17 protein-coding genes are annotated in these 19,344 nt (G+C 70.0%); 10 read left to right on the top strand and 7 right to left on the bottom strand.

Translation table 11 applies throughout. The features are described 5' to 3' along the window. The 3 genes from ACO2Q0_RS15340 (at position 1) to recA (ending at position 3,656) form a co-directional block, all read left to right on the top strand. Positions 1–1,050 carry a threonine aldolase family protein gene (locus ACO2Q0_RS15340; protein ID WP_423352391.1) on the top strand — a complete coding sequence of 350 codons (1,050 nt, stop codon included), beginning with the start codon at positions 1–3 and terminating at the stop codon, positions 1,048–1,050. Between the two features lie 21 nt (positions 1,051–1,071). After that, positions 1,072–2,328: a dicarboxylate/amino acid:cation symporter gene (locus tag ACO2Q0_RS15335; RefSeq protein WP_423352390.1), complete on the top strand. Its 1,257-nt coding sequence runs from the start codon at positions 1,072–1,074 to the stop codon at positions 2,326–2,328. 242 nt (positions 2,329–2,570) lie between these two features. Further along, complete coding sequence (recA, locus tag ACO2Q0_RS15330) at positions 2,571–3,656, top strand: recombinase RecA (protein ID WP_423352389.1); 1,086 nt, start codon at positions 2,571–2,573, stop codon at positions 3,654–3,656. Positions 3,657–3,937: 281 nt separating this feature from the next. Here recA and ACO2Q0_RS15325 read toward each other — a convergent pair whose 3' ends face one another. Together ACO2Q0_RS15325 and ACO2Q0_RS15320 are read right to left on the bottom strand one after the other, a co-directional pair. Further along, complete coding sequence (locus tag ACO2Q0_RS15325) at positions 3,938–4,420, bottom strand: GNAT family N-acetyltransferase (RefSeq protein ID WP_423352388.1); 483 nt, start codon at positions 4,418–4,420, stop codon at positions 3,938–3,940. Between the two features lie 48 nt (positions 4,421–4,468). After that, positions 4,469–4,732, bottom strand: coding sequence for a DksA/TraR family C4-type zinc finger protein (locus ACO2Q0_RS15320; RefSeq protein ID WP_423352387.1), 264 nt, complete (start codon positions 4,730–4,732; stop codon positions 4,469–4,471). Between the two features lie 442 nt (positions 4,733–5,174). Between ACO2Q0_RS15320 and alaS the strand changes: the two genes are divergently transcribed. Beyond that, the gene (gene alaS / locus ACO2Q0_RS15315; protein ID WP_423352386.1) at positions 5,175–7,829 is read left to right on the top strand and encodes an alanine--tRNA ligase; all 2,655 of its coding nucleotides are present in this window, start codon (positions 5,175–5,177) and stop codon (positions 7,827–7,829) included. Between the two features lie 150 nt (positions 7,830–7,979). Here alaS and ACO2Q0_RS15310 read toward each other — a convergent pair whose 3' ends face one another. Together ACO2Q0_RS15310 and ACO2Q0_RS15305 are read right to left on the bottom strand one after the other, a co-directional pair. Beyond that, on the bottom strand, positions 7,980–9,194 hold the full coding sequence (locus ACO2Q0_RS15310) for an NADP-dependent isocitrate dehydrogenase (protein WP_423352385.1): 1,215 nt from the start codon (positions 9,192–9,194) through the stop codon (positions 7,980–7,982). A gap of 95 nt (positions 9,195–9,289) precedes the next feature. Next, entirely contained in the window at positions 9,290–10,249 is a 960-nt protein-coding gene (locus ACO2Q0_RS15305) for a serine hydrolase (RefSeq protein ID WP_423352384.1), read from the bottom strand. 52 nt (positions 10,250–10,301) lie between these two features. Between ACO2Q0_RS15305 and ACO2Q0_RS15300 the strand changes: the two genes are divergently transcribed. The 4 genes from ACO2Q0_RS15300 to ACO2Q0_RS15285 all read left to right on the top strand — a co-directional run bounded on the left by ACO2Q0_RS15300 (position 10,302) and on the right by ACO2Q0_RS15285 (position 13,689). Further along, entirely contained in the window at positions 10,302–11,084 is a 783-nt protein-coding gene (locus ACO2Q0_RS15300) for an RNA methyltransferase (protein ID WP_423352383.1), read from the top strand. Beyond that, positions 11,081–12,427, top strand: coding sequence for a DUF1254 domain-containing protein (locus tag ACO2Q0_RS15295; protein ID WP_423352382.1), 1,347 nt, complete (start codon positions 11,081–11,083; stop codon positions 12,425–12,427). Before ACO2Q0_RS15300 ends, ACO2Q0_RS15295 begins: the two co-directional genes overlap by 4 nt. A 101-nt stretch (positions 12,428–12,528) precedes the next feature. Then, positions 12,529–13,041, top strand: a complete 513-nt coding sequence (locus ACO2Q0_RS15290; protein WP_423352381.1) for a hypothetical protein — start codon at positions 12,529–12,531, stop codon at positions 13,039–13,041. A 123-nt stretch (positions 13,042–13,164) separates the two neighbouring features. Next, a complete protein-coding gene (locus ACO2Q0_RS15285; protein WP_423352380.1) occupies positions 13,165–13,689 on the top strand; it encodes a DUF1993 domain-containing protein in 525 nt (174 codons plus the stop codon). A gap of 63 nt (positions 13,690–13,752) precedes the next feature. Here the strand turns inward: ACO2Q0_RS15285 and ACO2Q0_RS15280 are convergent, their stop codons facing one another. The 3 genes from ACO2Q0_RS15280 to ACO2Q0_RS15270 form a co-directional block, all read right to left on the bottom strand. Continuing rightward, positions 13,753–14,085 (bottom strand): hypothetical protein, encoded by a 333-nt coding sequence (locus ACO2Q0_RS15280; protein ID WP_423352379.1) that lies wholly within the window; start codon positions 14,083–14,085, stop codon positions 13,753–13,755. A gap of 439 nt (positions 14,086–14,524) precedes the next feature. Next, on the bottom strand, positions 14,525–16,534 hold the full coding sequence (locus tag ACO2Q0_RS15275) for an ATP-binding protein (RefSeq protein WP_423352378.1): 2,010 nt from the start codon (positions 16,532–16,534) through the stop codon (positions 14,525–14,527). 58 nt (positions 16,535–16,592) lie between these two features. Then, positions 16,593–17,354 carry a TorF family putative porin gene (locus ACO2Q0_RS15270; RefSeq protein ID WP_423352377.1) on the bottom strand — a complete coding sequence of 254 codons (762 nt, stop codon included), beginning with the start codon at positions 17,352–17,354 and terminating at the stop codon, positions 16,593–16,595. 256 nt (positions 17,355–17,610) lie between these two features. Between ACO2Q0_RS15270 and ACO2Q0_RS15265 the strand changes: the two genes are divergently transcribed. Together ACO2Q0_RS15265 and rpsD are read left to right on the top strand one after the other, a co-directional pair. Further along, the gene (locus tag ACO2Q0_RS15265) at positions 17,611–18,429 is read left to right on the top strand and encodes a hypothetical protein (RefSeq protein ID WP_423352376.1); all 819 of its coding nucleotides are present in this window, start codon (positions 17,611–17,613) and stop codon (positions 18,427–18,429) included. Between the two features lie 289 nt (positions 18,430–18,718). Next, positions 18,719–19,336 (top strand): 30S ribosomal protein S4, encoded by a 618-nt coding sequence (rpsD, locus tag ACO2Q0_RS15260; RefSeq protein ID WP_423352375.1) that lies wholly within the window; start codon positions 18,719–18,721, stop codon positions 19,334–19,336. Positions 19,337–19,344: the final 8 nt, after the last annotated feature.

Genomic DNA, 19,344 nt, shown 5'->3' with positions numbered 1-19,344 from the left:
GTGGACACGCTTCTCTACAGCGACAACACGGTCCCCATCGCGCCTGAGATCCTGGAGGCGATCGTCGCGGCCAATGCGGGTCATGTCCGCGGCTACGGCGACGACCACTGGTCGGCCGCGGCGCGTCAGGCGTTCGCCGCGTTCTTCGAGCGGGAGGTGGAGGTCTCGCTCGTCGCCACCGGAACGGCCGCGAACGCCCTGGCGCTCGCCTCGGTCTGCCCGCCGTACGGGGCGGTGATCTGCAGCGACCTCGCCCACATCCACACCGAGGAATGCGGGGCCCCCGAAATGTTCACGGCCGGGTGCAAGATGCTTCCCATTCCAACGGCCGGAACGGCGAGGCTTACGGCGCAGGCCGTGGCGGACACGATCGCCGCTTCGGGCGTCGGCCTGAGCAAGTGCGCCCAGGCGAGCATGGTGAGTCTCAGCCAATGCACCGAACGCGGCGGCGTCTACAGCCTGGACGAGGTGCGCGCGATCGCCGACGCGGCGCACGCGCGGGGACTGAAGGTGCACATGGACGGCGCCCGGCTGGGTTGCGCGCTCGCCAGTCTGCGGTGCTCCCCGGCCGAGGCCACCTGGCGGGCGGGCGTGGATGTCCTGTCGTTCGGCGCCACGAAGAGCGGCGCGATGGCCGCCGAGGCCGTGGTGTACTTCGATCCGGAGGCGGCGGCCGCGGCCCGCTACCGCCAGAAGCGCGCCGGCCAGACGCCATCCAAGATGCGCTACTTCGCCGTGCAATGGAGCGCCTACCTCGGCGACGATCTGTGGCTCCGGCACGCGCGCCACGCCAATGCCGCCGCTGCTGACCTGGCTGTGCGGCTTGCCGCGCTTCCGGGCGTGAGCCTTGCGGCCCCGGTCGAGGCCAATGAGGTGTTCGTGCGCCTCCCCCCTCGGGCGGTTCAGGCCGCCGCCACGGCGCCGGGGGAGGCTGTCTTCCGGGTCGCCGCCGACGTGCTTCGGTTCGTCACCGCCTGGGACACCGGCCCGCAACATATCGCGGCGGCGGTCGCTCGAGTGCGCTCAAGTCTTGGAGGGGCGGATGCGTAGCGGCCCCGCGGTCGCGACGCCATGACCGCCCTTCGCCCCGCGCTGACCAGGGGGCCGGTGCTGATGCTGGCGGCTCTGGCGTCGGGCGTCGCCGCGGGCGCCTGGGCTGCGGGCTCCGACCTGGCGGCGGCAGGGAGCGTCACGTCGGCGGCGGCCTTCGTCGGCGGCGCCTGGATCGATGCGCTCAGGATGACGATCGCGCCGCTCGTCTTTGCGCTCGTGGTGACCGGGTTGAACACCGCTGGCGGACTGGGGGCCGGGACATTCGGGGCCAAGGCGCTGGGCCTGTTCCTCGGCCTGCTTGCCGGCGCGGCGGCCTTGGCCGCGCTCATCGTGCCGAACCTGCTCGCCGCTCTGCCGCCGCCCGCGCTGCCGCCGCTGGCCGGACTGGACGAAGCGCCAGCCGTCGCCGCGCCGACCGCGCTCGGATCCGCCGCGGCGCTCGTTCGGGGCCTGATCCCCGCCAACCCGATACGCGCCGCGGCCGATGGCGCGATGGCGCCGCTCGTCGTGTTCGCGCTGATCTTCGGCTTCGCAGCCCAGCACGTGGCGGCGGTCCACAGGGATCGGGTGGTGGGCCTCTTCGACGCCATCGCCCAGATTCTCCTGAAGATCGTCCGCGGCGTGCTCTGGACGGCGCCGGTCGGCGTCTTCGCCCTGGCGGTCTCTGTCGGCGCCAAGGCCGGCTTCGCCGTCGCGGGCGCGCTCGCCTACTACGTGGTCCTGGTGTGCGGCGTCTGCCTGGCGATCACGGCCGCGGTATATGCCGCCGCCGCCGCCTGGGCCCGCCGTCCCCTGGGCGCCTATGCCCGCGCGATGGCGCCGGCGCAGCTGATCGCCTTCAGCACCCAGTCGTCTCTGGCGGCTATGCCGGCGGTCCTGGTCGGCGCGGAGAGGCTGCGGCTGTCGGCGGGGGTGGTCAAAGTGCTTCCGCCGCTGGCCGTGACGGTGTTCCGCATCACCGCGCCGGCCGCCAATGTCACAGGCGCGCTCTATCTGGCCGCGGCTCTCGGCGTCGTTACGTCGCCGGCCCAGGTGGCCGCGGCCGCCGCCATCGCCGTCGTGACCAGCTTCTCCAGCGTGGGGCTCCCCGTCCAGATCTCGTACCTGGCCATGCTGGGGCCGATCTGCGCGGTGTTGGGAGTCCCGTTCCACTGGCTGCCGCTCTTGCTGGCCGTGGAACCGCTGGTCGACACCTGCCGGACCCTGGGCAACGTCACCGGCCAGTTCGCCTCGATCTGCTTCCTCGGCCGCCGCGAAGATCCGGCCCCGGCGTAGGATAAGCGCCCGCAAGAACGCCGCGTCCGCTTCTGACGTACCCCGCTTCTACACCTCGTTCTCATCGATGCGGACGGGCAGGGCTCGTCCCCGTCGGACAGAGACCGCCGCCGGCCTCGCTTCCGTTCGAAGCGACGGAACATCTTGCGAACCCGGAACGAACCGGGTACGCATGAGTCCTCGGCGCGGGTTTGAGTTCGACGGCCGGGTTGGCGGAATCGTGGGATAGAGAGGGCTCGGAAATGACTCAGTCGGCGTTGAGGCTCGTGGGCAAAGAAGACGGTGAAAAGCAGCGCGCTCTGGAAGCGGCGCTCGCACAGATCGACAGGGCCTTCGGCAAGGGCTCGGTGATGAAGCTGGGCGACAAGGGCAAGGTCGTCGAGATCGAGTCCGTGTCCACCGGCTCGCTCGGCCTCGACATGGCGCTGGGCATCGGCGGCCTGCCCAAGGGCCGGATCATCGAGATCTACGGCCCGGAAAGCTCGGGCAAGACGACGCTGGCCCTGCACGTGGTGTCCGAGGTCCAGAAGGCCGGCGGCACCGCCGCCTTCGTCGACGCCGAACACGCGCTGGACCCGTCCTACGCCCACAAGCTGGGCGTCAACCTGGACGACCTGCTGGTCGCCCAGCCCGACACCGGCGAACAGGCGCTCGAGATCACCGACACGCTGGTCCGCTCCAACGCCGTCGACGTCATCGTCGTCGACTCGGTGGCCGCGCTGACCCCGCGGGCGGAAATCGAAGGCGAGATGGGCGACAGCCTGCCGGGCCTTCAGGCGCGTCTGATGAGCCAGGCGCTGCGCAAGCTCACCGCCTCGATCTCCAAGGCCAAGACCCTGGTCATCTTCATCAACCAGATCCGCATGAAGATCGGCGTCATGTACGGCAGCCCCGAGACCACCACGGGCGGCAACGCGCTGAAGTTCTACGCCTCGGTCCGCCTCGACATCCGCCGCACCGGCTCGGTCAAGATCCGCGACGAGATCGTCGGCAACAACGTCCGCGTGAAGGTGGTCAAGAACAAGGTCGCCCCGCCGTTCCGCGAGGTCGAGTTCGACATCATGTACGGCGAGGGCATCTCCAAGCTGGGCGAGATCATCGACCTGGGCGTGAAGGCCGGGGTGGTCGAGAAGTCGGGCTCCTGGTTCTCCTTCAACTCCCAGCGCATCGGCCAGGGCCGGGACAATGTGCGCGAGTTCCTGAAGCAGAACCCCGACATCGCCGCCCAGATCGAAGCCAAGGTCCGCGGCTCCAAGACCAAGATCGAGGAAGAGCTCCTCGTCGGCCCGACGGAAGGCGAAGCCGACGACGCCGACGGCTCGCTGTAGCCGAACCGCACTTCACCCTGTCATCCCGGAAGCCGCAAAGCGGCTATCCGGGACCCAGCGGGTGCAGAGCGCTTCCAAGTTTCCTCTGAAGCCAGAGCCTGCGCCGGCGTCGGGCCTCCCCGCCAACCCGGCCCGCCGCCACCCACCCTGCGCGCAAGCTCGAAGCGACAGAGGCCGGACGCCTGGGGAGAGCTCCCCCGGGCGTTCTTTCTTTTGCCCGCCTCTTTCCCGTCATCCCGGATAGCCTGCGGCGTCCGGGATGACGGCGAAAACCTCAGCCCCTACAGCCGCCGCTCCATCGCATAGTTGTGGATCGCCACCCCGCGCACCTCGAAGTCGCGCCGCCGCTCCACCGTAAAGCCCTTCCGCGCGAACAGCCCCCGCGCCAGCTCGCTGGCCTCCACGTACAGCCGCGGCATCCCCGCCGCCCGCGCGCCGTCCAGCAGCGCGTCCAGCAGGGCCGAGGCCACGCCCTTTCCCGCCGCGTCCGGCCGGCAGTACAGGTGGTCCACATGCCCGTCCGGCTCCAGGTCGCAGTACCCCAGCACCGCCCCGTCCGCGCCCGCGGCCACCCAGGTCATCCGCCCATCCGCCGCCCGCCGCCGCACCACCTCAGGGTCGACAGGCACGGGCGCCCACGCCGCCACCTGCTCGGCCGAATACCGCCTCGCCCCGATCTCCCGTGCCGAGTCGAAATAAAGCCGCGCCATCTCCGGCGCGTCGGCAGGGTCGTAGGGCCGGATGCTGAAGGCGAGGGCGGTCATGGCCAAGGTTCTAGCCGATCCGGCGCTCGGGGCGAGGCCGCTCGCCGGCTATTTGAGCTGGCTATCCTTGCTGCCGCGTCGGTTGATCGTGGCGTGCACGACCTGGCGATCTCGCGCGGATTGGCAGGCGATGCAGGTGGTCACGCCAGGCAGGGCCTCACGTCGCCGCGCAGGGATTTCCTCGCCGCACTCGACACACTCCAGCGTGCCTTCGCCTCGCGGGAGACGCGCGCGGGCGCCTTGGACGCCATCGATGATGGTGTCGTGAATCTGATCCAGCACCGCGCCCTCATGCGCCCAACCGGTGGCCATTCCGTCCGAATCTCCTCTTGCGACAGACGCCACATAGGACGCGCTCGCTGCCATCCAAGCGCAGCCTGAGGGCCGGGATCTGCGCGCTCACCGGGCGCGGGACCGAGACCTTCGACCAGCTGGCCGGCTGCGCCGTGGACGTGATGTCCGCCGTGGAGAGCTTCAACCACGAACGGATACGAACCCGCACGAACGGGGTTGGTCGTCGTTCAAGCGATCTGAGCGAATAGACCGCGCGCCTGAACGCGGCCTCCTGCCCGACGCGCCGGCGTCCCGGGCCGGCGCCGCATGCGCCGATCCGTTCGTGTGGGTTCGTGTCCGTTCGTGGTTCCCCAAGAAGGCTCCCACGCCCCCCGCGCTTTCCCTTCACCCCCGTCTTCGCGTAAACGAACCGCGCCCCCACATGTGGGGGCCGAAGTTCCTGTTTTCCCAAGACGAGCCCATGCCCAGCCTCAACGAGATCCGCGCGCAGTTCCTGGAGTTCTTCCAGAGCAAGGGGCACACGATCGTCCCGTCGGCTCCGCTGGTGCCGCAGAACGACCCGACCCTGCTGTTCGTCAACGCGGGCATGGTGCCGTTCAAGAACTACTTCACCGGCGCCGAGACGCCGCCCTATCCGCGCGCGGCCAGTTCGCAGAAGGCGGTCCGCGCCGGCGGCAAGCACAACGACCTCGACAACGTCGGCTACACCGCCCGCCACCACACCTTCTTCGAGATGCTGGGCAACTTCTCGTTCGGCGACTACTTCAAGGAAGACGCCATCAGCCACGCCTGGGAGCTGCTCACCAAGGTGTGGGGCCTGCCCCCTGAGAAGCTGCTGGTCACCGTCTATCACACCGACGACGAGGCGGCCGACCTCTGGAAGAAGATCGCGGGCCTGCCCGACGAGAAGATCATCCGCATCGCCACCTCGGACAACTTCTGGTCCATGGGCGACACCGGCCCCTGCGGCCCGTGCTCGGAGATCTTCTACGACCACGGCGACCACATCCCCGGCGGCCCGCCCGGCAGCCCCGACGAGGACGGCGACCGGTTCGTCGAGATCTGGAACCTCGTCTTCATGCAGTTCGAGCAGTTCGCCGACGGCACGCGGACGCCGCTGCCGAAGCCCTCGATCGACACCGGCGCGGGCCTGGAGCGCGTGGCCGCCGTGCTGCAGGGCGTTCACGACAACTACGACGTCGACCTGTTCAAGGACCTGATCGCCTCGATCAAGGCCGAGCTCGGCGCGCCGGAGTCGGAAACCACGCCCTCGCACCGCGTCATCGCCGACCACCTGCGCTCGTCCAGCTTCCTGATCGCCGACGGCGTGCTGCCCTCGAACGAGGGCCGCGGCTACGTGCTGCGCCGGATCATGCGCCGCGCCATGCGCCACGCCCACCTTTTGGGCGCCGAGACGCCGCTGATGCACCGCGTGGCGCCCACGCTGGTGAAGCTGATGGGCGACGCCTATCCCGACCTGCGCCGCGCCGAGGCCAGCATCGTCCACACCCTGAAGGACGAGGAGGAGCGGTTCCGCCGCACCCTGGGCCGCGGCATGGCCCTTCTCGAGGAAGCGACCGCCGGCCTGAAGGAAGGCGACGTGCTCTCGGGCGAGACCGCGTTCAAGCTCTACGACACCTACGGCTTCCCGCTGGACCTCACCCAGGACGCGGTCCGCGCCATGGGGCTGACCGTCAACCTCGACGAGTTCGACGCCGCCATGACCCGCCAGCGCGAGATGGCGCGCGAGGCCTGGACCGGCTCGGGCCAGGTGGCGGCGGCGGCCGAATGGTTCGCCATCCGCGAGCGCCTCGGCCAGACCGACTTCGTGGGCTACGACAACACCGAGGCGACGGCTGAGCTGCTGGTGCTGGTGAAGGACGGCCAGGAGGTGCTTGAGGCGGGCGCCGGCGAGACCGTCCAGGCGCTGTTCGACCGCACGCCCTTCTACGCCGAGAGCGGCGGCCAGGCCGGCGACAAGGGCGAGGTCGAGTGGGACGGCGCCGGAGGCAAGGGGCGCGGGCGTGTCCTCGACGTCCAGAAGCAGGCCGGCGACCTCCACGTCCACGATGTCGAGATCCTCGAGGGCACGCTGGCGCCCGGCGCCCGCGTCCACCTGATCGTCGACGCCCAGAACCGCACGACCACCCGCGCCAACCACTCGGCGACCCACCTGCTGCACGCCGCCCTGCGCAACGTGCTGGGGCCGCACGTGACCCAGAAGGGCCAGATGGTCGACGGCGAGCGCATCCGCTTCGACTTCAGCCACGGCCAGCCGCTGACGGCCGACGAGATCGATCGCATCGAGGCCGAGGTGAATGCGGTGGTGCGCCAGAACCTCGCCGCCGAGACCAAGAACATGAAGCCCGCCGAAGCCATCGAGGCCGGCGCCATGGCCCTGTTCGGCGAGAAGTACGGCGACACCGTGCGCGTGCTGACGCTGGGCAAGGCGCTGACGGGCGAGGGCGACTATTCCGTCGAGCTGTGCGGCGGCACCCACGTCGCGCGCACCGGCGACATCGCGCTCTTCAAGATTGTGTCCGAGCAGGGCATCGCCGCCGGCGTCCGCCGGATCGAGGCCCTGACCGGCGAGGCGGCCCGCCGCTACCTGCTGGAGCAGGCGGCCGTGTCCAAGTCGCTGGCCGAGCAGTTCAAGGCCCCCGTGTCCGAGGTGCTGGCCCGCGTGGAAGGGCTGCAGGCCCAGGCCCGCAAGCTGGAGAAGGAGCTGGCCGACGCCAAGCGCCAGCTGGCCATGGGCGGCGGCGGCGGGGCTGCGGCCGGCCCCGAGGACATCGGCGGCGTGAAGGTGCTGGCCCGCGTCATGGACGGCGTCGGCGGCAAGGACCTGCGCCCCATCGCCGAGGAGTTCAAGAAGCAGCTCCCCGACGGCGTCATCGCGCTGGTCGGCGTGGCCGAGGGCAAGGCGGCCGTGACGGTGGCCCTCACCGGCTCGGCGACCGCGAAGTTCAACGCCGGCGAGCTCGCCAAGGCCGCGGTGCTGGCCATGGGCGGCCAGGGCGCAGGCGGCCGTCCCGACTTCGCCCAGGGCGGCGCGCCGGACGGCTCCAAGGCCCAGGAAGGCCTCGACGCCATCAAGGCGGCGCTGGCGGGCTGACGCCGCGAAGCGGCAAGAAGAAACCGCGGAAAACGCGGAGCAACGCGGAATTGCACCCGTCCTTCCGCGCTCTTCCGCGTTTTCCGCGGTCAAAAAGAAAAGGGCCCCCGCTTTCGCGGAGGCCCTCTTAACGTCGACAGTGGCTGCGCCTTAGGCCGCCAGCGCCTTGTCCAGGTTCGCGGCCACCTTGTCGATGAAGCCCTCGGTGGTCAGCCAGCCTTGCGTGTCGCCGACCAGCAGGGCCAGGTCCTTGGTCATCGAGCCGCTCTCGACGGTGTCGACGCAGACCTGCTCCAGCGTCTTGGCGAAGCGGGCGAGCTCGGCGTTGCCGTCCAGCTTGGCGCGGTGCTCCAGGCCCCGGGTCCAGGCGAAGATCGAAGCGATCGAGTTGGTCGAGGTGCTCTCGCCGCGCTGGTGCTGGCGGTAGTGGCGGGTGACGGTGCCGTGGGCGGCTTCCGCCTCCAGCGTCCGGCCGTCCGGCGTCACCAGCACCGAGGTCATCAGGCCCAGCGAGCCGAAGCCCTGGGCGACCTGGTCCGACTGCACGTCGCCGTCGTAGTTCTTGCACGCCCAGATGAAGGCGCCCGACCACTTCAGCGCCGAGGCCACCATGTCGTCGATCAGGCGGTGCTCGTAGACCAGGCCGGCTTCCTTGTACTGGGCCGCGTACTCGGCCTCGAAGATCTCGGCGAAGATGTCCTTGAAGCGCCCGTCGTAGGCCTTGAGGATCGTGTTCTTCGTCGACAGGTACACCGGGTACTTGCGGTTCAGGCCGTAGGCGAAGCAGGCGTGGGCGAACTCCCGGATGCTTTCATCCAGGTTGTACATGCCCATGGCGACGCCGCCGCCGGGGAAGTCGAACACGTCGTGCTCGATCTTCTGGCCGTCCTCGCCTTCCCACTTGATCGTCAGCTTGCCCTTGCCGGGCACGACGAAGTCGGTGGCCTTGTACTGGTCGCCGAAGGCGTGGCGGCCGACGATGATCGGTTGGGTCCAGCCGGGGATCAGGCGCGGCACGTTCTTGCAGATGATCGGCTCGCGGAAGACGACGCCGCCCAGGATGTTGCGGATCGTGCCGTTCGGCGACTTCCACATCTTCTTGAGGTTGAATTCCTTCACGCGCGCTTCGTCGGGCGTGATGGTCGCGCACTTGATGCCGACGCCGTACTTCTTGATCGCCTCGGCCGCCTCGACCGTCACCTTGTCGTCGGTCGCGTCGCGGTGCTCGATGCCCAGGTCGTAGTACTCGAGCGGCACGTCCACGAACGGGAAGATCAGCTTGTCCTTGATGAGCTTCCAGATGATGCGGGTCATCTCGTCCCCGTCCAGATCGACGACAGGGTTGGCGACTTTGATCTTGGCCATGAGGGGAAGGCGCTCCGGACGGGAATTCGAATGTGGGGGCCGTATAGCCGCCTCACGCAGGGACCGCAAAGGCCTGAAGGCCTCCGGGGGCGCGCCTAACCGACGCTGCCCCGCGCCAGCGCCGTCAGATCGGCGAGCAGCCTTGCCCGGCCCGGCCCGTCCAGCCTGAGCCCCGTCGCGAAGATCGCCAGCGCATAGGCCCGCCGGCCGGGCAGGACGAACACGCCGACGTCGGCCAGCGCCGGCGTGATCCCGAGATCGGGTCTGGCCGTCGAGACGATGTGCGCCCGGCCCTGTCCACGGCGGATCATCCGGAACAGCCGGCGCCCCGCCGCGCCGGAAACCAGCTCTCCGCCGCCCAGCATGCCCAGGAAGTCGAGCATGCCCGTCGGCGTGGCGGTGTCCCGCGGATCGGCCATGTAGCGCTGCATGGCCGCCAGCCGCGCCGCCTGCGGCTGCATCGCGAGCGCCTGGGCGAACACGCCCTCCGTGCGCCACTCCGGCCGGAACGAGGGCAGGCCATGGCGCTCCACCATCACCTCCCGGGCATAGCGGTCGACGCGGATGGACCGCACGCGCTTGGCGTCCAGCCACGCGGTCACCGCGCCGGGGCCGCCGATCCGTTTCATCAGCACGTCGGCCGCCGTGCTGTCGCCGTCGAGCGCCGCCTGCATCAGCTCGCCCGCCGTGAAGTCGCGCCGCGCCGGCCACGCCTGGCCGATCGCCGAGGGCGGCGGCGAGAGCTGCTGCTCGTCCAGCACCAGCCGCTCGTCGGGCCGCAGCCGCCCCGCTTCCATCTCGGCCGTGACCGCCGCCGCCAGGGGCAGCGCGAAGGCGGCCGCCAGGGGGAAAGGCCGGTCGCCGGCGAAGCTGAAGTGCTCGCCGCTCTCCAGGTTGGTGAGGCCCATGCCCAGCGCCGCCGGCCGCACCCGCGCCGCGATCGCGGCCACGCCTGCGTTCAGCCGGTCCATGTCCAGCCGGGGCGTCGTCGACGCCGTCAGGGGCTCGTCGTTGCAACCCGCCAGCAGTCCCGCGCAGGCCCCACCGGCCAGCACGCGCCGACGGCTTGGGGTTGCGTTCCTGCGGGCGTCCTTCTCTAAACGCGGCATGTCCGAAGCTTCGCCTACCGTTCCTGTCGTCATCCTGAACGCGCCACAGCTCGCGGAGAACATCGGCAGCGTGGCGAGGGTGATGGCGAACTTCGGCCTCTCCGAGCTCCGGCTGGTCAATCCGCGGGACGGCTGGCCGCAGGAGCGGGCCTGGGCCTCGGCGTCCGGGGCCGACTGGCCGCTGAACGGCGCCCGGGTGTTCGCAAGCGTCGCCGAGGCCATCGCCGACCTGACGCTGGTGTTCGCCACGACGGCGAGGCCGCGGGAGTTGACCCTGCCGGTCATCACCCCCCGCCAGGGCGCGGCCGAGCTTCACGCCGCCGCCGCCGAGGGCCAGCGCACCGGCCTGCTGTTCGGCGGCGAGCGGGCGGGCCTCGAGACCCAGGACATCGCGCTGTGCCAGGCGGTGGTGACCATCCCGATCGATCCGCGCTTCCGCTCGCTGAACCTCGCCCAGGCCGTCGCCATCAACGCCTACGAGTGGCAGGCCACCGCCGCCGACCGGCCGCCGCCCAACTTCCGCGAGGGGCCGGGCCCCGCCACCGGCGAGGCCCTGCTCGGCCTCTACGAGCACCTGGAGCGCGAGCTGGAGACCGCCGGCTTCTTCCATCCGCCCGAGAAGACGCCCAACATGATCCAGAACCTGCGCTCGGCGCTGGGCAAGGCCCGGTTCACCGACCAGGAGGTCCGCACCCTGCGCGGGGTCGTGACCGCGCTCAGCCGCGGCCGGGGCAAGGTGCTGGAGAAGATCGCGAAGAAGGAAAAGGGGGAGCCGAAATGAACCGTCGAGACCTGCTGCTGGCCGCCGGAGCGGCCGGCCTGGCGCCGCGCCTGGCGAACGCCCAGCCCGCGCCCGGCCTGCGCGCCGCCGCCCGCGAGGCCTGGCTCTACGGCCTGCCGCTGATCGAGATGGCCGGCACCCGCGCGCGCGCCTTCGCGGGCTTGAACCCCGGCGTGAACCGTTTCGGCCACGCCCGCCGCCTCGCCGGGCCGGAGAGCCGCGCCGTCACCGCGCCCAACAACGACACCCTCTACTCCAGCGCCTGGCTCGACCTCACCCAGGGCCCCGTGACGCTGACCATCCCGCCGACCGGCGACCGCTACATCTCGGTGGCGGCCATGAACATGTTCACGGACAACGACGCGGTGCTCGGCACGCGCACGACCGGCCGGAACGGAGGCCGCTTCACCCTGGTCGGCCCCGGCCAGGCCGGCGGCGGACCCGACGTCGTCCGCATCGCCACGCCGCACGCCTGGCTGCTCGCCCGCACGCTGGTCGACGGCGAGGCCGACCTGCCGGCGGTGCACAAGGTGCAGGCTGGGCTCACCCTGGAGGGCCCGACCGGCCAGGCCCTGTCCGCCGCCTGGCCCAAGGTTCCGGGCCGCCAGGCGCCGGCGCTGGACTACTTCGATGGCGTGGCCGCCATGCTGAAGGCCGATCCGCCGCCTGCCACCGACGGGGCGTTCTTCGCCCGGGTCGCGCCGCTGGGCCTCACCGCCGCCGGCCAGTTCGACCGGAGCCGCTTCTCCGGCGCCCAGGTGGCCGAGATCGAGGCCGGGGTCGCCGAGGCCAAGGCCGCCCTGCGCAGCGCCGGCCCCATCGGCGCGGGCGCCGGCCGCCTGGTCGACGGCTGGACCTATCCGCCCAACACGCTCGGCTTCTACAACCAGGCCTACGCCTTCCGCGCCGCCGTGGCGCTGGGCGGGCTCGCGGCGCTGCCGCCGGCCGAGGCCATGTACATGCACCCCGAGGGCGACACCGGGCGGATGTTCACCGGCGCGGGGCCCTACCGCCTGCACTTCCCGGCCGGCAAGCTGCCGCCCGTCGACGGCTTCTGGTCGCTGACCATGTACGAGGGCACGCCCGACGGGCAGTTCTTCCTCGTGGAGAACCCGGCCAGGCGCTACGCCATCGGCGACCGCACGCCGGGCCTGACCCGGAACGCGGATGGCTCTCTGGACATCTGGATCGCCCGCGACGATCCGGGCGGCGCCCGCACCGCCAACTGGCTGCCCGCGCCCAAGACCGGTCCCTTCACGATGAGCCTGCGGGCCTACCTGCCGCGGCAGGAATTGATCGACGGCCGCTGGCGTGCGCCCAAGGTCCAGGCGGTCGCACGCTAGCGGGGAGGGACCGGCGGCGGATCGTCCGGGCTTCCCGGGTAGGCAAGACCGCTCCGCCCCAGCTAGGGTCGTCCCGAATCTCCAGTTTGGGGTCGAGGGGCATGGGGGCGAAGGAAGCGGGCGAGGCGGCCGGCGGGCAGGAGCTGGCGTGCTGGACCCTGTGGCGCAAGCTCAAGAACGAGTTCTCCGCCTGGAGCTTCATGCCGTCGTGGTTCTACACGCCCGGGTCCTACGGCTACATCGGCGTGGATTTCCTCAGCGGCTTCCGCCGCAACCGCTCGACCCAGCGCGCCTTCGCGCTGCTGGAGGACGTCGACGCCAGGACCTTCGACGCCGTCGCCGCCCTGGCCGCGCTGAACGCGCGCCGCCAGGAACAGATGATGCGCGCGGTGGTCATCAGCTACCTGACGGTGCCGGTCACGGTGACCGCCCTGGTCGCCGAGATCCTGGGCGACGACCTCGCGAGCCTCGTGCGCGAGCACATGTTCGACGGCCTGGTCCTGGCCCTGTCCCTGGCGATCGGGCCCGTGGCCTACCTGATCAGCAACTGGCGCGCCCGCCAGATCGTCGGCGTGCTGGAACTGATCCGGATCGAACGCGACGCCCGCGCCTGACCTGCGGCAGAGCTGGGTGTCGTCTCCCGGACCGATTTGATAAGGCTCGCAGCTGTCCGGGCCGCCTTGCCCCGCCTCCAGGCGCGCTCCGGCTCGGCGCCCGCCACAGAACTAGGAAACCCGATGAGCTTCTCGCTGCACGCCGCGACCATCCCGCCCTACCTGCAGATCCTGGGCTCGGTCGCTCGCCTCGTGGACCGCGCGGAGACCTGGTGCGCCGAGACCAACACGCCGGCCGAGGAGGTCATTGGCGCGCGCCTGATCGCCGACATGCTGCCCTTCACCTATCAGGTGAAGTCCACCGCCGAGCATTCCATCGGCGCCGTCCACAGCGTCCGTGAAGGCTTCGCCACGCCCAGCCTGGCGCCCCCGCCGGCCACCTTCGCCGAGCTTCGCGACAAGGTCGCCGCCGCCCGCGCGGACCTGGCGGCCCTGGACCCCGCCGAGATCGACGGCTTCGTCGGCAAGCCGGTCCGCTTCGAGTTCAAGGGCCTGAAGCGCGACTTCACGGCCGAGAACTTCCTCATCGGCTATGCGCTGCCGAACTTCTACTTCCACGCCGTGACGGCGTACGACCTGCTGCGGGCGCGCGGCGTGCAACTGGGCAAGCGCGACTTCCTGGGCGACCTGCCCGCGATCTCCGCCTGATCCAGGCGGCGGGCTCGCCGTGCGTCGGGAGCGGCCGCCGTGCGCCCTCCGGCGCCCGGCGCCCTACTGGGCCCCAGGCTCGCCGGCGCCGTCGTCTTCTCGCACCTCGGCCGCGCCGATGAAGGCGACGCCCGCCTCGTCCAGCACCCACATGCCGACGAAGGTCGGGTCCCGCGGATCGAGCTCGGCGTCGATCTGGTCGCCCTCATAGAGGCTGACGTTGCTGTAGTCGAAGTCGAGGGCGAGCTGCGCGGCCAGGCCCAGCATCTCGTCCGCCATCCGGCGCGAGTACCCGACCGCTTCGCTCTCGTTGCCGAAATCGTCGGCCAGCGTGTTGATCTCGGCCTCGTCGCTGCCTTGCGCCGCGCTGGTGGTGACGATGGTGTAGGCGGGCATGGGCGTCTCTCTGGCTGGGGGAAGCGTCCACCTAGCCCATTCCGCGCCCGAGCGGGGGGAGAAAGTGCGGGAGCGATGCCGCGGGCGTCGGCGGAAGGATGGCGCCGCCCTGCGAGGGCCACCGTGTCGAGGTCGGACGCGCGGAAGGCCTGAGATGCGCCAGCATCTGAATCTCCTTATTGTCATCCAAGGAGATCGCGAGAACCCAGCGGGCCAGCGCCTCCCCCGACAAGTCGGGTCGACGCCGCGGCCGGGAAGAACCCGCAGGAACGGGCGCAGGAGCTACCAACCTGCTGCTCTATTTTCCGCAGACCTTACATCGACGTTCTAGGCTGGCCGCGCAAGCCCACAGCGTGTCGAAGCGCTCAAGGAGTGTGGCTATGTCGTCTACCGAACGGGCGGCGGTGATGAGGCGCCGCAGGCCGCTTCGTGCGAGGTGCTAAGCGGCCGCCGGCTCGTCGGTTACATCGGAGAATGTCGCCGTCAGCGCCGCATAGAGAGCCGCCGCATCGAGCGGCTTGGCGAGATGTCCATCCATGCCGGCGGCGGCATAGGTTTCGACTTGGTGAGCCAAGACGTTGGCGGTCAGCGCGAGGATGGGCGTACGGCTCATGCCGCGCGTGGCTTCGATCTCCCGGATTGCACGGGTTGCGTCGAGGCCGTTCATTTCGGGCATCTGCACGTCCATGAGGACGATGTCGAACGCCGCAGCCGCGAAGGCTTCGACGGCTTCGCGGCCGTTGGACGTCAGCGTCAAGTCCGCACCGAGCGGGCCCAGGAGCGCGCGCAGCACCAGCTGATTGGTCGGATTGTCCTCCGCCGCAAGCACCCTCAACGCCTGCCGGCTCGCGCGTCTGTCGGCCGGATCGGCATGCACGTTCGGCTGTGCGGCCGTCCGCCGAAGCGGCAGCGTGACCGAGAAGGTGGAACCTTCCCCGGGGCGGCTGCTCACCTCGATCGCGCCGCCCATCAGAACCACGAGCTCACGGCAGATTGACAAGCCAAGGCCGGTGCCGCCGTACCGGCGGGTCGTGGACGCGTCAGCCTGGGAGAACTTGTCGAACAGCCCTGGAAGCTGATCCTCCGAGAGGCCGATCCCGGTGTCGGCGACCGACAGACGCACCCCAGCCGAACAGGCTTCGACGACGAGCGTGACGGCCCCCTCCGACGTGAACTTCACCGCATTCGAGACCAGGTTCGAGAGCACTTGCCGAATGCGCAAGGCGTCGCCGATCCACAAGCCGGCGATCACGCCCTCCATGCGAACCGCCAGCCCGATGTCCTTCGCCGCCGCGAGTTCGCTGAAGGTGGCGCAGACCTGCTCGGCCAGCTCGTCGAGTCGGAACGGCGCTGCAGCGATCTCCAGCTTGCCCGCCTCGATCTTGGAGAGGTCGAGCACGTCGTTCAGCACGCCAAGCAACGTCGCGCCCGAGTCACGGATGACCTTTACGCATGCCCGTTGCTCCGGCCCAAGATCGTACCCATCGAGCGCCTGGGCCATGCCGAGCACCCCGTTGAGCGGCGTGCGGATTTCGTGGCTCATGTTGGCGATGAAAGCGGCCTTGGCCTGATCGCCGGCTTCGGCCCGGGCTCGCGCTCGCTCCACATCCGCCGCCATCCGTCGAAGCCGGAGGATCAGGAGCGCCACCGCGCCGGTGACTACAAGCCCCAGGACGATGATGGACCACATGGCATCGCGGTAGACGCCGATCCCCGGTCGCTCCGGCTCCCAACCGATCGCGGCCAGCGCTCGCCCATCTGCGCCCAGCAGGATGCTGACCGGGTGAGCCAAGGTGGAGGCCGGCAGAAGGCGCGCACGCTTCAGCCCGAAATCCTTGTCCAACCCTTTGAGGTACGAGGCGTCGATGCCCTTGGCCGAGATCACGATGGGATCCGGGACGGCCAGGAGGGGCTTGGCGTAATCGGGCTCCGGGACCACGGTCGAGGCGCTCGCAAGGAAGACCCGCTCGCCGACCCGCACCGCGGCTTCTGCGGCGCCGACCCGGGCGAACCCGAGCGCCTTGGGATCTGCGGCGATCTTCCGGTTCGCCCGGTTCCGCGCAGACGCGACCAGCGGCCGGATTGCAACGATGAACGGGGCAAGCCTGGCCGGCTGAACCTTCTCCCCAGCTATCGCGGCGTAGATAGGCCGATCGTGGGCGTCGAGGACAACGCTGACGTCGTGGCGCAGGTACTGGGCGAAATAGACGCCATAGTTCACCTGGGCCCAGGCCGGATCGTAGGTGCGGGCCGTGAAGTCGTAGGCATCGGACCACACGGCGACGGATGTGACGTCGTCCTTTAGCCTCGCCAGATTGCGTACGATTGCGCGATCCATCAGTTGGCGTTCGCGGGCTTCGGTGATCCCGTTGACGGCGGCGCTGGCGTAGTAGATCAGGCCCCCGCAGGCGGTGAGCAGGATCAGGGCCACGGCGATCGCCATGGCCATCACCGTATTCGGCGATTGCGAAGCGCGCGTCTCCGGATGGGCTTGGTTCACGGCACCCTCAGAACGTCGCCTTCAGCGAAGCGACGATCCCCGCCGAACTCCCCCGTTCGTCGCTGTCGACGTAGGCGACGCCGGCTGCGAGGGAGCCTAAGGTGCGGCTGACGCCGGCCGACCAGTCCCACTTCCCGCCGGGCGCATAGGCGCCGTCCTCATAGCCCGTGCGCAGCTCGACCTGCACGGGCGCGCCTTGCCACGCGATGGCGACCCAGCCGTAGCGGTTATCCTGGTTTCCGAGGGCCTCCTGCGCCGGCGCATAGGCGCCGCCGAGGGTCCATCGCCACGCCCCCGTCGCGCGTGACAGCGAGATGGGGAGCTCCACATAGTTCACGTCACGACCGGCGGGATAGATATACAGCTGAGCTGAGGCGTCGACGTCGAATCCCGCGACCGATCCCGCCCAACCCAACACGAGGTCCACCTCGACCGTTGCGCCCTTTCCGTCTGCGCCTGCGCCATATTCGGCGATGGTCGACGCCCAGGCGTAGCCGTAGGCGCCGTTTGCGAGCGAGGCGGTGACCCCGCCTTGCAGCGCCGGCTGTTCGTCCGAGAGTGAAAGTCCGCGAAAGCGATAGTCAGACACCGCGCCGAGCTCGACCTCGAACGTGCTCGGCTGGCCTTCATCGGCGGCGAACGCCGGCGCCGCTATGCAGGCGCAACCGAGCAAGGCCGCAAGTGAAGCCAAGACTTTCATCAAATGTGACGAAGCACAGGCGCTGCTAAATATTGATTGACGCAGCGCAACTGCGACATCCCACCGCATTTGCGCTCAGCTCGCGGTGACCTCCGGCGTGCCGTCAGCGAGACTGCGGCTTCACCGCGACCTCACGTCCGCTGGCCGAGGAGCCAGGTTCGGCACGGCACTTGCGCCACATTCCTCAGCCTAGGGGCTGCTTGGCGCCACAAGCGGCCGCCCGCCTCGATGTTCCCATTTTGTTCTTGACATCACCACGCCCCTGAGGCACCTTTAGCGCTGGGCGGCGTGCGGCTGGCGCGCCTGGGAGACGAGCATCGGGAACATGGACGACGGCGCTTGCACGCCGCGCGGGGGCCGTGCGCCCCGGCGCGAACCCGTGCGCTTCACCGAAGGGGTCACGCGGGAGATCCTCGCGCGGGTGAGCGCGGGCGAGAGCCTGAGCTCGATCGAGCGCGATCCGCACATGCCCAGCCGCACCGGGATCTGGGAGTGGCGCCAGGCGCATCCGGACTTCCACCGCGCGCTGTCGCGGGCCCAGCGGCTGGCGAGGCTCGCGCGTCGGCGCATGGACCGGCTGCGCGACGGCGGCACGCTGACGCGGCCCAAGCCCTTCGACTTCCGCCAGAGCACCTACACCCCCGAGCTGGGCGAGCGGATCTGCGAGCGGCTGGCCAACGGCGAGAGCCTGATCGCCATCTGCCACGACCCCGACATGCCGCACGCGGGCACGGTCTATAAGTGGGTGCGGCGCATCCCGGCGTTCCAGGAGATGTACGTCGACGCCCGCCAGTTCCAGGGCGACTACCTGTTCGACGAGGTGCGCGAGATCGCGCTGTGGGCCACGCCGCAAACGGTCTGGGTCGCGCGCGCCCGCATCGACGCCAACAAGTGGCAGACGGCCCGCCTCGCGCCCAACAAGTACTGCGAGCGCATGCTGCCCGAGGAGGCGCTGGCCCGCGAGCAGCCGATGGTCGTGGTGGTGCGCAAGTTCACCGATCACCCCGACCAGACGCCCGAGGAACGCGAGGCGCTCCGGCGCGGCAAGGTGGTGTGGAGCACCGCCCCCGGCATCCAGCCGGGCGACCTGATGGACGAGCACTGTCATCCCGGTTTCGCCGCAGGCGAAGACCGGGACCCATAAACGCCGCGGGAAGGGGGCTCGCGCCGCCGCCGGCCCGCCTCCATCGTCATACGCCCGCACCGATGGGTCGCCGTCCCTGGCTTCGCCAGAACCGGATGGCGCCGGAGAGGGGATGCCGTAAGCGCCCCCGCCAAACTTGACTCGTCCCGCCCCAGTCGGCATATCCGCGCCTCTTCCGCCGCCGGGCCCAGCCTGCGTGGCCGGAAGCCTATGACGGGTTGATGCGAAGCCGCCGTTGAGATCGCGCCGCCATATCGGGGGCGCCGGCTCGGGTCGAAGAGAGTGGAATATGTCCAAGCGCCATAGCGCCAAGTACAAACTCGACCGCCGGATGGGCGAAAACATCTGGGGTCGTCCGAAGTCGCCGATCAACACCCGCGCCTACGGCCCCGGCCAGCACGGCCAGCGCCGCAAGAGCAAGGTGTCGGACTTCGGCCTGCAGCTCCGCGCCAAGCAGAAGCTGAAGGGCTACTACGGCAACATCACCGAGAAGCAGTTCGTCCGCATCTACACCGAGGCGGCGCGCCGCAAGGGCAACACCTCGGAGAACCTGATCTCGCTGCTCGAGTCGCGCCTGGACGCGGTGGTCTACCGCGCCAAGTTCGTCCCGACCCCGTTCGCCGCCCGCCAGTTCGTCAACCACGGCCACGTCCTGGTGAACGGCAAGCGCGTGAACATCCCGTCCTACCGCGTGAAGGCCGGCGACGTGGTCACCGTCCGCGAGCGTTCGCGCAACATGGCCCTGGTGCTGGAAGCCCTGCAGTCGCACGAGCGCGACACGCCGGACTACATCACCGTGGACGTGAAGGGCATGAGCGCCACCTTCGTCCGCGCGCCGGAACTGGCCGAAGTGCCGTACCCGGTGAAGATGGAGCCGAACCTGGTCGTCGAATTCTACGCGTCGTAAGCCGACGC

Source organism: Phenylobacterium sp. VNQ135, assembly GCF_049445735.1.
Classification (GTDB): domain Bacteria; phylum Pseudomonadota; class Alphaproteobacteria; order Caulobacterales; family Caulobacteraceae; genus Phenylobacterium.
Note: the sequence above shows the minus strand (reverse complement) of the source record. Positions and strands in the feature narration are given on the sequence as shown.

Coding starts and splice junctions, on each gene's coding strand:
- ACO2Q0_RS15335 (WP_423352390.1), top strand. CDS start 1,072: ATGACCGCCCTTCGCCCCGCGCTGACCAGGGGGCCGGTGCTGATGCTG.
- recA (WP_423352389.1), top strand. CDS start 2,571: ATGACTCAGTCGGCGTTGAGGCTCGTGGGCAAAGAAGACGGTGAAAAG.
- ACO2Q0_RS15325 (WP_423352388.1), bottom strand. CDS start 4,420: ATGACCGCCCTCGCCTTCAGCATCCGGCCCTACGACCCTGCCGACGCG.
- ACO2Q0_RS15320 (WP_423352387.1), bottom strand. CDS start 4,732: ATGGCCACCGGTTGGGCGCATGAGGGCGCGGTGCTGGATCAGATTCAC.
- alaS (WP_423352386.1), top strand. CDS start 5,175: ATGCCCAGCCTCAACGAGATCCGCGCGCAGTTCCTGGAGTTCTTCCAG.
- ACO2Q0_RS15310 (WP_423352385.1), bottom strand. CDS start 9,194: ATGGCCAAGATCAAAGTCGCCAACCCTGTCGTCGATCTGGACGGGGAC.
- ACO2Q0_RS15300 (WP_423352383.1), top strand. CDS start 10,302: ATGTCCGAAGCTTCGCCTACCGTTCCTGTCGTCATCCTGAACGCGCCA.
- ACO2Q0_RS15295 (WP_423352382.1), top strand. CDS start 11,081: ATGAACCGTCGAGACCTGCTGCTGGCCGCCGGAGCGGCCGGCCTGGCG.
- ACO2Q0_RS15290 (WP_423352381.1), top strand. CDS start 12,529: ATGGGGGCGAAGGAAGCGGGCGAGGCGGCCGGCGGGCAGGAGCTGGCG.
- ACO2Q0_RS15285 (WP_423352380.1), top strand. CDS start 13,165: ATGAGCTTCTCGCTGCACGCCGCGACCATCCCGCCCTACCTGCAGATC.
- ACO2Q0_RS15280 (WP_423352379.1), bottom strand. CDS start 14,085: ATGCCCGCCTACACCATCGTCACCACCAGCGCGGCGCAAGGCAGCGAC.
- ACO2Q0_RS15275 (WP_423352378.1), bottom strand. CDS start 16,534: ATGGCCATGGCGATCGCCGTGGCCCTGATCCTGCTCACCGCCTGCGGG.
- ACO2Q0_RS15270 (WP_423352377.1), bottom strand. CDS start 17,354: ATGCGGTGGGATGTCGCAGTTGCGCTGCGTCAATCAATATTTAGCAGC.
- ACO2Q0_RS15265 (WP_423352376.1), top strand. CDS start 17,611: ATGGACGACGGCGCTTGCACGCCGCGCGGGGGCCGTGCGCCCCGGCGC.
- rpsD (WP_423352375.1), top strand. CDS start 18,719: ATGTCCAAGCGCCATAGCGCCAAGTACAAACTCGACCGCCGGATGGGC.